General features: G+C 69.1%; 13 protein-coding genes. 5 read left to right on the top strand and 8 right to left on the bottom strand.

The window, feature by feature from the left end:
- Window positions 1-72 precede the first annotated feature (72 nt).
- From RS901_RS09300 to RS901_RS09315, 4 genes are all read left to right on the top strand, one after another.
- Window positions 73-981, top strand: a complete 909-nt coding sequence (locus RS901_RS09300; protein ID WP_316153129.1) for a phosphoribosylaminoimidazolesuccinocarboxamide synthase — start codon at window positions 73-75, stop codon at window positions 979-981.
- Between the two features lie 146 nt (window positions 982-1,127).
- Window positions 1,128-1,625, top strand: coding sequence for a 5-(carboxyamino)imidazole ribonucleotide mutase (gene purE, locus RS901_RS09305; RefSeq protein WP_316153130.1), 498 nt, complete (start codon window positions 1,128-1,130; stop codon window positions 1,623-1,625).
- 28 nt (window positions 1,626-1,653) lie between these two features.
- Complete coding sequence (locus RS901_RS09310) at window positions 1,654-2,898, top strand: 5-(carboxyamino)imidazole ribonucleotide synthase (protein ID WP_316153132.1); 1,245 nt, start codon at window positions 1,654-1,656, stop codon at window positions 2,896-2,898.
- 21 nt (window positions 2,899-2,919) lie between these two features.
- Window positions 2,920-3,909 (top strand): L-threonylcarbamoyladenylate synthase, encoded by a 990-nt coding sequence (locus tag RS901_RS09315; protein ID WP_316153134.1) that lies wholly within the window; start codon window positions 2,920-2,922, stop codon window positions 3,907-3,909.
- A 7-nt stretch (window positions 3,910-3,916) separates the two neighbouring features.
- On the opposite strand, the gene RS901_RS09320 is transcribed toward RS901_RS09315, so the two are convergent.
- The 7 genes from RS901_RS09320 to RS901_RS09350 form a co-directional block, all read right to left on the bottom strand.
- Window positions 3,917-4,243, bottom strand: coding sequence for an AzlD domain-containing protein (locus tag RS901_RS09320; RefSeq protein ID WP_013955653.1), 327 nt, complete (start codon window positions 4,241-4,243; stop codon window positions 3,917-3,919).
- Window positions 4,240-5,067 carry an AzlC family ABC transporter permease gene (locus RS901_RS09325; protein WP_316153137.1) on the bottom strand — a complete coding sequence of 276 codons (828 nt, stop codon included), beginning with the start codon at window positions 5,065-5,067 and terminating at the stop codon, window positions 4,240-4,242. The genes RS901_RS09320 and RS901_RS09325 overlap by 4 nt, the downstream gene beginning before the upstream one ends.
- Window positions 5,068-5,256: 189 nt before the next feature.
- Complete coding sequence (gene dacB, locus RS901_RS09330; protein WP_316153139.1) at window positions 5,257-6,849, bottom strand: D-alanyl-D-alanine carboxypeptidase/D-alanyl-D-alanine endopeptidase; 1,593 nt, start codon at window positions 6,847-6,849, stop codon at window positions 5,257-5,259.
- A gap of 48 nt (window positions 6,850-6,897) precedes the next feature.
- Window positions 6,898-7,485, bottom strand: a complete 588-nt coding sequence (locus RS901_RS09335; protein ID WP_316153141.1) for a MarR family winged helix-turn-helix transcriptional regulator — start codon at window positions 7,483-7,485, stop codon at window positions 6,898-6,900.
- Window positions 7,482-8,633 carry an ABC transporter substrate-binding protein gene (locus tag RS901_RS09340; protein ID WP_316153143.1) on the bottom strand — a complete coding sequence of 384 codons (1,152 nt, stop codon included), beginning with the start codon at window positions 8,631-8,633 and terminating at the stop codon, window positions 7,482-7,484. The genes RS901_RS09335 and RS901_RS09340 overlap by 4 nt, the downstream gene beginning before the upstream one ends.
- A gap of 51 nt (window positions 8,634-8,684) precedes the next feature.
- The gene (locus tag RS901_RS09345; RefSeq protein ID WP_316153144.1) at window positions 8,685-9,938 is read right to left on the bottom strand and encodes a flavin-dependent oxidoreductase; all 1,254 of its coding nucleotides are present in this window, start codon (window positions 9,936-9,938) and stop codon (window positions 8,685-8,687) included.
- Window positions 9,939-10,094: 156 nt separating this feature from the next.
- Window positions 10,095-10,547, bottom strand: a complete 453-nt coding sequence (locus tag RS901_RS09350) for a PACE efflux transporter (protein ID WP_316153145.1) — start codon at window positions 10,545-10,547, stop codon at window positions 10,095-10,097.
- A gap of 111 nt (window positions 10,548-10,658) precedes the next feature.
- Between RS901_RS09350 and RS901_RS09355 the strand changes: the two genes are divergently transcribed.
- Window positions 10,659-11,564 (top strand): LysR family transcriptional regulator, encoded by a 906-nt coding sequence (locus RS901_RS09355; protein ID WP_316153147.1) that lies wholly within the window; start codon window positions 10,659-10,661, stop codon window positions 11,562-11,564.
- Here the strand turns inward: RS901_RS09355 and RS901_RS09360 are convergent.
- Window positions 11,551-13,023 (bottom strand): efflux transporter outer membrane subunit, encoded by a 1,473-nt coding sequence (locus tag RS901_RS09360; protein WP_316153149.1) that lies wholly within the window; start codon window positions 13,021-13,023, stop codon window positions 11,551-11,553. The two genes, RS901_RS09355 and RS901_RS09360, sit on opposite strands and share 14 nt — an antisense overlap.
- Between the last annotated feature and the right edge of the window lie 9 nt (window positions 13,024-13,032).

The following is a 13,032-nucleotide window of genomic DNA, read 5'->3' on the forward strand; positions in this document are numbered from 1 at the left end:
GGCGGATTGCAGTTCCGGCCGCCGCGGCACGCATCCAGCGCCCGGCGGCTTCGCCGTTTTATCGGAACCATCATGTCCAACGCTCTCTACCAGTCCTCCATCAACTCGCTGCCGCTGCTGGGCCACGGCAAAGTGCGCGACAACTATGCCGTCGGCAATGACAAGCTGCTGATCGTCACCACCGACCGCCTGTCGGCGTTCGACGTCATCATGGGCGAGCCGATCCCTGACAAGGGCCGCGTGCTGAACCAGATGGCGAATTTCTGGTTCCGCAAGCTCGCGCACATCGTGCCGAACCACGAGACCGGCATCGCGCCCGAGACCGTGGTCGCGCCAGAGGAGGTGGAGCAGGTCAAGGGCCGCGCGGTGGTGGTCAAGCGCCTGAGGCCGATCCTGGTCGAAGCCGTGGTGCGCGGCTACCTCGCCGGCAGCGGCTGGAAGGACTACCAGGCCACCGGCAAGGTGTGCGGGATCGAGCTGCCCGCCGGCCTGCAGAACGCGCAGAAGCTGCCCGAGCCGATCTTCACCCCGGCCGCCAAGGCCGAGATGGGCGAGCACGACGAGAACATCTCGTTCGCCGAAGTCGAGGCCCGCATCGGCATCGCGCTGGCGCGCCAGATGCGCGAGATCTCGATCCGCCTGTACAAGGAAGCGGCCGAGTTTGCCGCCACGCGCGGCATCATTATCGCCGATACCAAGTTCGAGTTCGGCCTGGACGACAATGGCGTGCTGACGCTGATGGACGAAGTGCTGACCGCCGATTCGTCGCGCTTCTGGCCGGCCGATTCGTACCAGGTGGGCACCAACCCGCCGTCGTTCGACAAGCAGTTTGTGCGCGACTGGCTGGAAGCCGTGCGCATCGACGGCAAGCCCTGGCCCAAGACCGCGCCGGCGCCGCAACTGCCGGACGACGTGATCGAAAAGACCGCCGCCAAGTACCGTGAAGCGCTGACGCGCCTGACGGGCGAAGAACTGCAGTAACCAAAATGGTGTTCCCCTCTCCCCTCATGGGGAGAGGGCAGGGTGAGGGGTGGTTCGGCAAGGCGCCATGCATCGGGAAGCGCCGGCCCTCATCCCCGCCCCTCTCCCGCAAGCGGGAGAGGGGAGCAAACAAGGAAGGATCAAACGTGAGCAAGCAAGACAAGCCGCTGGTCGGCGTGGTGATGGGTAGCAGTTCCGACTGGGACGTGATGCAGCACGCAGTGGCCATGCTGAAGGATTTCGGCGTGCCGTTCGAAGCCCAGGTGGTGTCCGCGCACCGCATGGCGGACGACATGTTCCGCTATGCCGAGACCGCGCGCAGCCGCGGCATCCGCGCCATCATCGCCGGTGCCGGCGGGGCCGCGCACCTGCCCGGCATGATCGCCGCCAAGACCATCGTGCCGGTGTTCGGCGTGCCGGTGCCGTCCAAGTACCTGCGCGGCGAGGATTCGCTGCTGTCGATCGTGCAGATGCCCAAGGGCGTGCCGGTGGCCACCTTCGCCATCGGCGAGGCCGGTGCCGCCAATGCCGCGCTGCACGCGATCGCCACGCTGGCCACCACCGACGAGGCGCTGGCCGGCGCGCTGGAAGCGTTCCGCGCGAAGCAGACCGAAGCCGCGCGCGCGATGACGCTGCCGCTGTAATCATCCGGACATCCCACGGAACCTAGCAATGCCTACCGATATCCATCCCTACCTCTCCGAAGCCCACACGCCGGAATCGCGCGCCGAGTTCGGCGTCGACCGTCCCGACGCGCCCATCCTGCCCGGTGCGTGGCTCGGCATGCTGGGCGGCGGCCAGCTCGGCCGCATGTTCACGCATGCGGCACAGGCGATGGGCTATCGCGTATGCGTGCTCGATCCGGACCAGGACAGCCCGGCCGGCTCGGTGGCGGACAAGCATATTTGTGCGCAATACACCGACGAGGCCGCGCTCGCCGAGATGGGCAAGCTGTGCCAGGCGGTAAGCACCGAGTTCGAGAACGTGCCGTCGCTGTCGCTGGACCGGCTCGAGCAGCTGGGCGCCTTTGTCGCGCCGCGCGGCTACTGCGTGTCGATTGCGCAGAACCGCATCGGCGAGAAGAAGTTCTTTGCGGCGTGCGCCGAGCGCACCGGCGTGTCGCCGGCCCCGCACTGGGTGATCCAGCACGATGCCGATGTCGACCAGTTGCCCGACCACGTGCTGCCCGGCATCCTGAAGACCGCGCGCATGGGCTACGACGGCAAGGGCCAGGCGCGCGTGAAGACGCGCGATGACGTGCGCGCCGCCTGGAACGCCATGCAGCACGTGCCGTGTGTGCTGGAGCAGATGCTGCCGCTGGCCTATGAGGTCTCGGTGCTGGCCGCGCGTGCCGCGAACGGCGCCACCGCCACCTGGCCGCTGGCCGAGAACGTGCATCGCGACGGCATCCTGTTCTCGACGGAAATGCCGTCGACCAGCGTGTCGCCTGACATTGCCGACCGCGCCCGTGCCGCAGCCGCTGCCATCGCTACGGAGTTGGGCTACGTGGGCGTACTGTGCATCGAGTTCTTCGTGCTGACCGACGGCTCGCTGGTCGCCAACGAGATGGCGCCGCGCCCGCACAACTCCGGCCATATCACCATGGATGCGTGCGAGACCAGCCAGTTCGAGCAGCAGGTGCGCGCCATGGCGCGGCTGCCGCTGGGCAGCACGCGCCAGCACTCGGCCGGCAAGATGCTGAACCTGCTGGGCGACGTGTGGTTCGAGTTCGGCCTGGAACGCACGCCGTCCTGGGACGAGGTGGTGGCGCAACCCGGCGCCAAGCTGCACCTGTACGGCAAGGGCGATGCACGCCCGTCGCGCAAGATGGGCCACGTCAACTGCGTGGGCGAGCATGCCGAAGCGGCCGCCGCCGCCTTTGCCGCCGCCGCGCAGGCGCTGCATATCCCGCTCTGAAGCCATAGCTCAAGGAACACGATGTCGCCGCGCATGCCCACGGCCGCTGAACTGGACGAAGCCGTCCGCCTGCTCGAGGCCGGGCAACTGGTCGCCTTTCCCACCGAAACCGTCTACGGGCTCGGTGCGGATGCCGAGAACCCCGAGGCGGTCGCCCGCATCTTCGCGCTGAAGGGCCGGCCGTCGAACCATCCGGTGATCGTCCACGTGGTGGACGGCGCCGATATCGGCTACTGGACCGACGAGGTCCCCGAGGCCGCGCAGCTGCTGATCGACGCCTTCTGGCCCGGCCCGCTGACGCTGATCCTGAAGCGCGCCGCGCATATCCATCCGGCCGTCGCCGGCGGCCAGGACAGCATCGGCGTGCGTTGCCCCTCTCACCCCGTAGCGCAGGCGCTGCTGGCGCGCTTCAAGCGCGGCCGCGGCGGCATTGCCGCGCCGTCGGCCAACAAGTTCGGCCAGGTCAGCCCGACCACCGCGCAGCATGTGCGCGATGAATTCGGCGATGCGGTCTATGTGCTGGAAGGCGATGGCGTGGAGGTCGGTATCGAATCGACCATCGTCGACCTGTCGCGGCTGGACCAGGGCATCGGCCCGGTGCTGTTGCGGCCGGGGGCGATCACCGCGGCGATGATGGCGCAGGTATTGGGCGCGGCCCCGCTGCCGTCCGATGCGGCCGCGCCGCGGGCTTCAGGCACGCTCAAGGCACATTACGCGCCGCACACACCGCTGCTGCTGGCCGATGCGCAAGCGGCTTCGGCGCTGCTGGCCGCGCTGCCGGACGATGCGCGCGTGGCGTGGGTTGGCCGGGCGCCGCTGGTGGACCAGCGTTGTACCTGGGTGCAGGCGCCTGCGGACGCGGCGGCCTATGCGCGTGAGCTTTACCGCTTGCTGCGCAAGCTCGACAAGCAGGGCTATACGCAGCTGATGTTCGAGGTGCTGCCTGAAGGGCAGGATTGGGCCGGGGTGCGGGACCGGCTGGAGCGGGCGGCGGCGGCGTTTGAGGGGTGAGGGTCCCTTAGCCCCCCAGCAACCGCAACGCCGTATACACTGCCATCCCCACCATGATCATCCCCACCATCTTCCGGGTCAGCAGGTAGAACAACGTGGCAGCAATCCCGGCCATCAGCTTGTCGTTGGAAAACGCCACCGTGAAATGCCCCTGCCAGGTCATCAGGTCCGGCAGGATGATCGCCGCCAGCGCCGCGGCCGGCGCATAGCGCAGCGCCCGCGCAATGCGGTCTGGCACGGTGACATGCTCGCCGGCCATCAGGAACAGCGCCCGCGTGACAATGGTGACGACCGCCATGCCAAGGATGGCAATCCAGATTTCAAGATGGCTCATGCGCGGTCTCCCGGCGGCGTTTCCGGCGCGGCGGCGTTGGTGACCTCGGGGATCTTGGGCTTGCGCCGGCGGATGCCGCGCAGCGCCGCGCGCGCGGCCAGGTCGTCGCTGGCCATGCCGGCAGCGATCGCGCCCACCACCGCCACCACCAGGCTGAGGCGGTACGGCAAGTCGAAGCACAGCAGTGCCAGCACCGCCGATACCACCACCGCCAGCAGCGTGGAGCGCGAGTTGATGGTGGCGATCATCACCGGGATCAGTGCCATGGTGCCCGCCAGTCCCAGGCCCCAGCTGTCGGGGAACAGGCTGGCCAGCACGATGCCGATGATCGACGACAGCTGCCACATGCAGAAGTTGGTCAGCGCCATGCCCCAGAAATAGCCTTCCTTGCCGGGCTCGTAGCCGGGCGTGCTGTACTTCTGCAGGAAGTAGACGAAGTGCAGGTCGCCGTTGAAAGAACCCAGGATGGTGCGCCGCCATAGCGGCATGTAGCTGAAGTGCGGCTGCATGCCGGCGCTGAAGATCACGAAGCGCAGGTTGACCACAGCCGCGGTCAGCCAGATGGTCCACAGCGGCAAGCCCGCGGCGAACAGCGGCAGCACCGCCAGCTGCGCCGAGCCGGCATAGACCAGCAGCGACATGCCGATGGCTTCGGGCACGGTCATCACGGATTTGCTCATCGCCACGCCGGTCACCAGGCCCCAGGAGAAGACCGCGGGCAGGGACGGGGCAAAGTAGCGCGCGCCGTCGATAAAGCCGGCGCGTTCGGCGGGTGCGAAGCGATGCCAGAGGCGCAACCACACCGGGGGTTGTCGGGAAGTCATGTCAGAGGGCGAGGGGGCAATGCAGGCCCGGGGCCGAGGGCCGGCCCGGAAGGCTGCCGCCGCAGGACGCGGCCGGCACCCTGGCATTATAGGGGCGGATCGGGCGCTGGTAAGTGTCCGCTTAACAAAATGCGGCCACGGCGTTGGCGCCAGGCCACGGTGCCGCGCCGCGGCCTGCCCGGCGCGGACTCAGGGTGCGCCGCGGTACACCCATTGCAGCAGGGCGTCGTGCGCTCCCTGCACCTGCGCGGCGTTGGGGTGGTTGATCATGCTGACCACCACGTAGCGGCCGCCGTCGGCAGCATCCACATAGCCGGCCAGCGCGCGCACGTCGGCCAGCGTGCCGGTCTTCAGGTAGCCGTTCCCGGCCGCGTTGGCGCGCGTCAGGCGGTTGCGCAGCGTGCCGTCGACGCCCAGCACCGGCAGCGAATCGATCAGCACCGGCCCCACGTTGCTGGCGGCGGCCTGCTGCAGCAGGCGCGCCATGTCATAGGCGCTGATGCGTTCTTCGCGCGACAGGCCCGAGCCGTTGTCCAGCACCAGGCCGGGCATGTCCAGCCCCTGGCGCGCCAGCCAGCGCTGCACCACGCGGGTCGAGCGTGCCGTGCTGGCCGGGCCGCCGCGGTCTATTTCAGCGCCGATGGTCAGGAACAGCTGGCGTGCCATCACGTTGTTCGAGAACTTGTTGATGTCGCGCACGATGTCTGCCAGCGGCAGGCCGTAGTGGCGCGCCAGCAGCACCGCGCCGCGCGGCACCTTGCCGCTGCGCAGCCCGGGCAGATGGGCAAAGCGCCCGCCGGCACGCTGCCACTCGGCGACGAAGCCACCCCAGGTGAATTCCGCGTGCGACAGCGTGGCGATATTGAGCACGTGCTCGCCGCAGTCGCTGGCATAGTTGCCCGAGAACGACGCCAGCACGGTGCCGTCCGCCTGCGGCAGCACGCTCGGGCTGGCGCTGGACTGCCAGTCGCCGCAGCGGCCGTTGGTCAGCGTCAGCCGGTTGTCCAGCTTGAGCTGCGCCAGCTCGGGCGTGACGCTGACTGCCACGGTCTGGCTGGCCGGGTCCGGCGTTAGCGTGAATGACAGCGTCTTGAACGCATAGAGCAGCGCATCCGGGCCGACGTTGTAGGCGCGCTGCACCTCGCCGTCGATGGTGCCGTTGCCGTCCAGGCCATCGGCAAAGTAGCTGCGGTCCAGCACCAGGTCGCCGTTGATGCCGGTGGCGCCCGCGGCGCGCGCCTTCGCCACCAGCTTGGCCATTTCCTCGGGCACCAGCTTGGGGTCGCCGTGGCCGCGCAGGTAGACATTGCCGTTGACGGTGCCGTCGAAGTCGGGCTGGGCATCGGCGTAGAGCGAGGTCTGCCAGCGGTAGTCGGGCCCCAGCAGCTGCAGCCCGGCAAAGGTGGTGACCAGTTTCATGGTCGAGGCCGGGTTCATCGGCTGCTGCGCATTCCAGCTGGCGCGGGCGGTGCCCGCGCCCAGCCTGACCACGTAGAAGCTGGCGGCCGAGGCCGGCACGCCGGCGCGGCGCAGCGCCGCGGCCACCGGGGCCGGCACGCCGGCGCGCACCAGTGCGGGATCGGCGGCGGTTTTTGCGGCGGTAGCTGCCTTGGCTGCTTTGGCCGCCTTGGCGGGCGCTTTGGCTTGCGCCGGGGTGAGTGCGGGTCCGCCGGCCAGCAGCACGGCGGCAAGGATGGGCGAGAGCAGTGGCGACAGGCGGCGCAGCAGGGCGCCGGGTCGCGATGCAGTAGGCGCGGCGATTGTTCTTGGCATGGCGGCCATGTTAACGCATGGCCGCTGGCAGGCGGGTGACAGTCTTGCCGACTGCCCTCAGCCGGCGCGCGGCGGCGCCAGCCGTGCCAGCAGCGACTTCAGCGTAGCCTGCTCGGCCCCGGTCAGCGCCGAGCCGACATGCGCGTCGTGCGCCACCACCGCCTGCGTGGCGGCTTCCAGCGTGCGGCGGCCGGCTGCCGTCAGCACCAGGCTGTAGGCGCGGCGATCCGCGGCTGCCGGGCGGCGCGCCACCAGGTTCATCTCTTCCAGCGCGTCGACCAGCAGCACCGCCCCCGAGCGAGCGATGCCGAGGATCTGCGCCAGCTCGGTCAGCTTCAGGTGCGGGTTGCGCGAGATGATGATCAGCGCCGAAAAGCGCGGCGGCGTGATCTGCCATTGCGCCAGCGACAGCACAAAGTCTTCATAGATGCGGATCTGTGCGCGGCGGATGGCGTAGCCGATCAGGTTGTCGAGCACGCCATAGTCGATATTCGGCACATGCGGGTCGAAACCGGCATCGGCACCGCCGCTTGCGGCCGGATCCGGCGCGAGCGGGTCCCGCGCCTTGCGCCGCGCGGACGCGGTGGTGGTGCTGCCCGGGCGCGGGGGCGCGGCGGGCGGTGTGCTGGATGCGTCGGGATTCATTTCAGCAGCTTCCAGTTGCCGTTGTCGATGGTCAGCATAACCCGCCCGCGCTGGTCGAAGCCATAGTGGTCTTGCCCACTGTAATTCAGCACGCCGTGCGAGACCACGATGTCGCGCTCGGTCTCCAGCGCCTGCCGCAGCGCCTGGCGGAACGCAGGCGTCCCCGGCCTGGCGTGCTTGAGCGCCACCGGCACGATGCGCTCCAGCACCAGCCCGGCGTCGTAGGCATGGGCGCCGAACTGCGTGCGGCTGTCGGCCCCGTATTGCTTCTCATAGCGGGTGACGTAGTCCAGCCCCGGCTTGCGCACCGGGTCGCCCGCGGGCAATTGCTCCGGCACGATCACCGGCCCGGCCGGCAGGATTGCGCCATTGACCATGCGCCCGCCGATGCGGATCAGGTCCTTGGTGGCCGCGCCGTGGGTATGGTAGATGGTGCCGCCGTAGCCGCGCTCGCGCAGCGTGGTGTGCGGCAGCGCGGCGCCGGTGCCGGCGCCGGCGATCAGGATGGCATCGGGCCTGGCGGCAATCAGCTTGATGGCCTGCGCGGTCACGCTGGTATCGGCGCGACCGTAGCGCTCGGTGGCGATCAGGCGGATGCCGTTGGCACTGGCAGCGGCGGTGAAGTCCTTCAGCCAGGTCTCGCCGTAGGCATCGGCAAAGCCGATAAAGCCGATGGTCTTGACGCCGTTGGTCTTGGCGGTGGCGGCCACGGCATTGGCCATCAGCCGCACCGGCTGCGCCAGCCGGAAGGTCCAGGCGCCGCGCCCGGGCTTGAGTTCGATCGGCGAGAACGCCAGCTGCACGGTCTGGGCTTCATCGGCCACCTCGGCAATGGCGATCGACGGTGCCACGGCGGACGAGCCCAGGATGATGTCGACCTTGTCCTCGGAGACAAAGCGGCGCGCTACCTTGGCGCCCTGCGTGGGGTCCGAGGCATCGTCCAGCACGATGTAGCGCACCGCCTCGCCGCCGATCTTCTGCGGCAGGTAGGCCAGCGAGTTCTTCTGCGGGATGCCCAGCGACGCCGACGGGCCGGTGGTGGACAGGCTGACGCCGACGGTGATGTCGGCCAGCGCGCTGCCTGCGCTGAAGGCGAGGGCCGCGGCCAGTGCGAGGCGGGCCAGCTTGGTGGTGGTCAGGGGCGCCATGGTGTCTGCTCTCTCGATGGTCTTGTTCTGCATTGTCAAACCTGCCGGATCCTACCGGTTGCCTTGCATCGACTGCCGGTCGAATCCCGCCAGCTGCTTGTACCGCAGCGAAATTGCCTCCAGTTCCGCGCGCGGGATCACCTGCTCGATGTCGGCAAAGCCCCGCGGCGCGCGCTCCTCGGCCAGCTGCATCACCTGCTCGGGCCCGTTCATGCGGTTGCGCAGCACGATGCCGGCGGTGCGCGGCAGGCGCTCGGCCTCGTATTCGCGCAGCGCGTAGCCGGTGTCGGGCGTGCCGAGCAGGCTGTCGACCAGGTAGCGCGCGTCCAGGATGGCCTGGGCGCTGCCGTTCGAGCCGATCGGGTACATCGGGTGCGCGGCGTCGCCCAGCAGCGTGACGCGGTCGAAGGTCCAGCGCGGCAGCGGGTCCTTGTCGACCATCGGGAATTCGTAGATCGCCCCGGCACCGTCGATCAGCGCCGGGATGTCGATCCAGTCCCACCGCCAGTCGGCAAACGCGGCGCAGAACACGGATTTGTCGACCCGCTTGTTCCAGTCGCTGCGCGGCGGGGTGTCGGGCACGTTGTCGGGCACGCGCAGCTCGGCAATCCAGTTGACCAGCGAGCGGCCCTTGCGGCGCAGCGGTTCCGAGATCGGATACGCCACGAACTTCTGGTCCTGGTGCCCGGCCATGAACATCGAGCGGCCGTCCAGGTAGGGCGGCGCCTCGGTGACCGCGCGCCACAGCAGGCGGCGCGAAAAACGCGGCAGGTCACCAATGGGGTAGAAGTGGCGGCGCGTCGCCGAGTGGATGCCGTCGGCGCCGACCAGCACATCGGCGCTGGCCTCGACCTCGGCATTGTCGCTGCGGCGGCGCAGGCCAAAGCGCGCCTGTCCGCCCGCGCCGGCGTCCAGCACGGTCTCGAAGCTATGGCCGGTATGCACGGCGCCGGCGCCGAGGCGCTCCACCACTGTACGGTGCAGCAGCATCTGGAACTCGCCGCGATGGATCGAGAACTGCGGCCAGTCATAGCCGGCCGCCAGCCCGCGCGGCTCATGCCAGATGCCCTGGCCGCGCTTGTTGTAGTAGGAGAGAGACGAGGTCTCGATGGCGATATCCGCCAGCGCGTCGCGCAGTCCCAGCTCGGACAGGATGCGCACGGCATGCGGCAGCAGGTTGATGCCCACGCCCAGCGGGCGCAGCGTTTCGCTGGCCTCCCAGACCTCGGCCTCGATGCCGTGGCGGTGGCATAGCAGCGCCAGCGTCAGTCCGCCGATGCCGCCACCGGCAATTGCGATCTTCATGGTGTCTCCCCCGCGTGCAGGATGCGCCGGTACGCAAGCGCGGGCGCGTTGCATCCGGTCGAATTGAATTTGTTATTGAGTATAACAATTCGACCGGATGCGACAAGACGGGGAAGAGCCCGGAGTGACGCCTCCGGGGTCGGGAAAAACCCGCGCTCAGCCGAGCGCGGCGCCTTCCGGCTTGGCTTGTGCCTTCAGTGAAGGCACCGGGAAGACAGTGTCGTACAGCCAGTTGTACACCAGCGCGTAGACCATGTAGAAGCCGGCCACGGCGAGGTCCATGATGAGCGCGTCGACCAGGCTGATGTTCAGGTACAGGGCCACCGACGGCAGGAACACCACCAGCAGGCCCAGCTCGAACAGCACGGCGTGCAGCACGCGCACCCGCACCGACTTGCGCAGCTGGCCGGTGAACCGCAGCATGCCCTTGTCGAACAGCACGTTGTACAGGTAGTTCCAGCCGGTGGCGATCAGCGAGGCGACCGCGCCGATCACGCCCATCTCGTGCAGTTCATAGCCGAAGGCCCAGCTGGCCAGCGGCGCGAAAATCAGCAGGCCGACCACCTCGAAGCCGATGGCGTGGCGAATCCGGTCCCAGGTCTTGCGCATCGTTGTTCTCCTTGCGTGTCAAACGCGATGGGAGCTAGTCTATCTGGTAGGTAGGGATTGCCAAGTTGGATACTATCTGCAAAACAGATAGATAAACGTTGAAAGTAATTTATGAGCCTCTCCATCGAGCAATTGCAGGCATTCGTCGCGGCGGCTGACACCGGTTCGTTCTCGGCCGCCGCGCGCCGGCTGGGCAAGGCGCAGTCGGTGGTCAGCGCGGCGGTGTCCAACCTGGAAATCGACGCCGGCAACGCGCTGTTCGACCGCTCCGGCCGTTACCCGGTACTGACCCCCGCGGGCGAGCGGCTGCTGGCCGAGGCGCGCGTGATCCTGGAGCGCTGCGAACACTTCCGCGGCGTGGCCAAGAGCCTGGGCGAGGGCGTGGAGACGCGGCTGGTGCTGGCGGTGGACGAGCTTTATCCGGAAGAGACGCTGGGCATGCTTCTGGAAGAGTTCTCCAGCCGCTTCCCGGCGGTGGAGCTTGAGCTGCTGTTTCCGCTGATGGAGGACGTCAGCCGGCTGGTGCTGGAGGGCGGCGCCGACCTGGGCATCATGTGGCGGCAGGAGGTGCTGCCGCCGGCGCTGGGCTTCCATGCGCTGGGCTGGGTGCCGATGCAGATCCTGTGCGCGCCCGAGCATCCGCTGGCCGGCCAGCGCGTCGACTGGGAGGAGCTGAAGCGCTACCGCCAGCTGATGGTCGCCACCCGCTCTGACAGCGAAGAGAAGATGCGTCTGCGCGTGGCCGCGGACGTGTGGTGGGTGGAAAGCCAGTGGGTGATCGTGGAGCTGGTCAAGCGCGGGCTGGGCTGGGCCTTCGTGCCGTGGCACGTGGTGGCGAATTCGCCGGCCGCGGCGCGGCTGGTGACGCCGCCGCTGGCGTTCCAGCAGCAGGACTGGCCGGTGGCGATGGAACTGGTCTGGCACAAGCAGCGGCCGCTGGGCAAGGCCGCCACCTGGCTGCGCGAGCGCATCTGCCAACAGCCGCTGCCGCGCGCCCCGTCGGCTAGCGCTGGCTGACCGACTGGTCCGCGCCGGCCTGGGCGGCCTCTGTGCCGGGCGCATGCCAGCCGCCGCCCAGGGCCTTGATCAGCACCACCGCCGCCGTGTACTGGCGGCCGGCGATCGACAGTGCGGTGCGCTCGGCGGTATAGGCGCTGGTCTGCGCCGTCAGCACGTCGAGCAGGCCAGCGGTGCCGGCGCGGTAGCGGTTGTTCACCAGCACCAGCGCCTCGCGCGCCGAGCGCAGCGCGTCGTTCTGCACCACCGCTTCCTGTTCCAGCAGCCGTTGCGCGGCGAGGTTGTCCTCGACTTCCTGGAACGCGCCCAGCACGGTCTGGCGGTAGTTGGCCACGGTCTGGTCGTAGGCCGCCACCGCCTGCGCCTTGGCCGCGCTGCGCAGGCCGCCGTCGAACAGCGTGCCGGCCAGCCCGCCGCCGATCGACCAGATCCGGTCCGGCAGCGACATCCAGCGCGCCAGCGTGCTGGCGGTCAGGCCGCCGCTGGCCGACAGCGACAGGGTCGGGTAGTAGGCGGCCTGCGCCACGCCGATCTGCGCATTGGCCGAGGCCATGCGGCGCTCGGCCGCGCCGATGTCGGGGCGGCGCTCCAGCAACTGCGACGGCACCGCGGCCGGCACGCGCGGCGGCGCGGTGCGGAAGTCGTCGGCGGCCAGCGTCAGCGCCGCGGGGGGCTTGCCCACCAGCACGGCGATGGCGTGCTCCAGCTGCGCGCGCGTGATCTGGATGTCGATCTGCTGCGCCTGCGCGCTCTTGAGCTGGGTCTCGGACTGCAGCACGTCCGAGCGCTGCGCGGTGCCCGCCGCATACTGATTCTGCACCAGTTGCAGCGACTTCTGGTAGTCGGCCACGGTGCGGTCCAGCAGGGCCTTCTGCGCATCGGCCACGCGCAGCAGGAAGTAGCTCTGCGCCAGCGTCGCCTGCGTCGATAGCAGCGTCGAGGCCAGGTCGGCCTGGCTGGCCTGCGCGCTGGCCTCGCTGCTTTCCACCTGGCGCCGCACGCGGCCCCAGACGTCGATTTCCCAGGTTGCGCCCAGGGTCGCGCTCTGCCCGTTGAGCGTGCTGCCGCTGGCGCCGCGCGCGCGCGAGGCGCCAGCCTGTGCGTCCACGGTCGGGAAGAAACCGGCGCGTGCGGCCTGCAGCGAAGCCACCGCCTGGCGGTACTGCGCCTCGGCGGCCTTGATGTTCTGGTTCGAGATCTGCACCTCGGACATCAGCGCGTCGAGCTGCGCATCGCCGAACACGGTCCACCAGTCGGCGCGTGCCAGCGCATCCTGCGGCTCGGCGGGCTTCCAGTCGCCGCTCCAGGCGGGGGTGGCGGCATCGGCTTCCTTGAAGGATGCGGAAACCGGCGCGTCGGGGCGCTGGTAGTCGGGGCCGACGGCGCAGCCGGCCAACAGCAGGGCGCAGGCGAGCGGCACCGGCAGGGCATGGGTCAGGAAGCGGGAAAGAACTGTCATGTCGAGTCT

This window comes from Cupriavidus sp. BIC8F (genome assembly GCF_032465815.1).
In the GTDB taxonomy this organism is placed as follows: Bacteria; Pseudomonadota; Gammaproteobacteria; order Burkholderiales; family Burkholderiaceae; genus Cupriavidus; species Cupriavidus necator.

Bases quoted from the DNA above. Each gene is read 5' to 3' on its own strand.
- RS901_RS09300 (WP_316153129.1), top strand. From the start codon at position 73: ATGTCCAACGCTCTCTACCAGTCCTCCATCAACTCGCTGCCGCTGCTG.
- RS901_RS09310 (WP_316153132.1), top strand. From the start codon at position 1,654: ATGCCTACCGATATCCATCCCTACCTCTCCGAAGCCCACACGCCGGAA.
- RS901_RS09315 (WP_316153134.1), top strand. From the start codon at position 2,920: ATGTCGCCGCGCATGCCCACGGCCGCTGAACTGGACGAAGCCGTCCGC.
- RS901_RS09320 (WP_013955653.1), bottom strand. From the start codon at position 4,243: ATGAGCCATCTTGAAATCTGGATTGCCATCCTTGGCATGGCGGTCGTC.
- RS901_RS09325 (WP_316153137.1), bottom strand. From the start codon at position 5,067: ATGACTTCCCGACAACCCCCGGTGTGGTTGCGCCTCTGGCATCGCTTC.
- dacB (WP_316153139.1), bottom strand. From the start codon at position 6,849: ATGGCCGCCATGCCAAGAACAATCGCCGCGCCTACTGCATCGCGACCC.
- RS901_RS09335 (WP_316153141.1), bottom strand. From the start codon at position 7,485: ATGAATCCCGACGCATCCAGCACACCGCCCGCCGCGCCCCCGCGCCCG.
- RS901_RS09340 (WP_316153143.1), bottom strand. From the start codon at position 8,633: ATGGCGCCCCTGACCACCACCAAGCTGGCCCGCCTCGCACTGGCCGCG.
- RS901_RS09345 (WP_316153144.1), bottom strand. From the start codon at position 9,938: ATGAAGATCGCAATTGCCGGTGGCGGCATCGGCGGACTGACGCTGGCG.
- RS901_RS09350 (WP_316153145.1), bottom strand. From the start codon at position 10,547: ATGCGCAAGACCTGGGACCGGATTCGCCACGCCATCGGCTTCGAGGTG.
- RS901_RS09355 (WP_316153147.1), top strand. From the start codon at position 10,659: ATGAGCCTCTCCATCGAGCAATTGCAGGCATTCGTCGCGGCGGCTGAC.
- RS901_RS09360 (WP_316153149.1), bottom strand. From the start codon at position 13,023: ATGACAGTTCTTTCCCGCTTCCTGACCCATGCCCTGCCGGTGCCGCTC.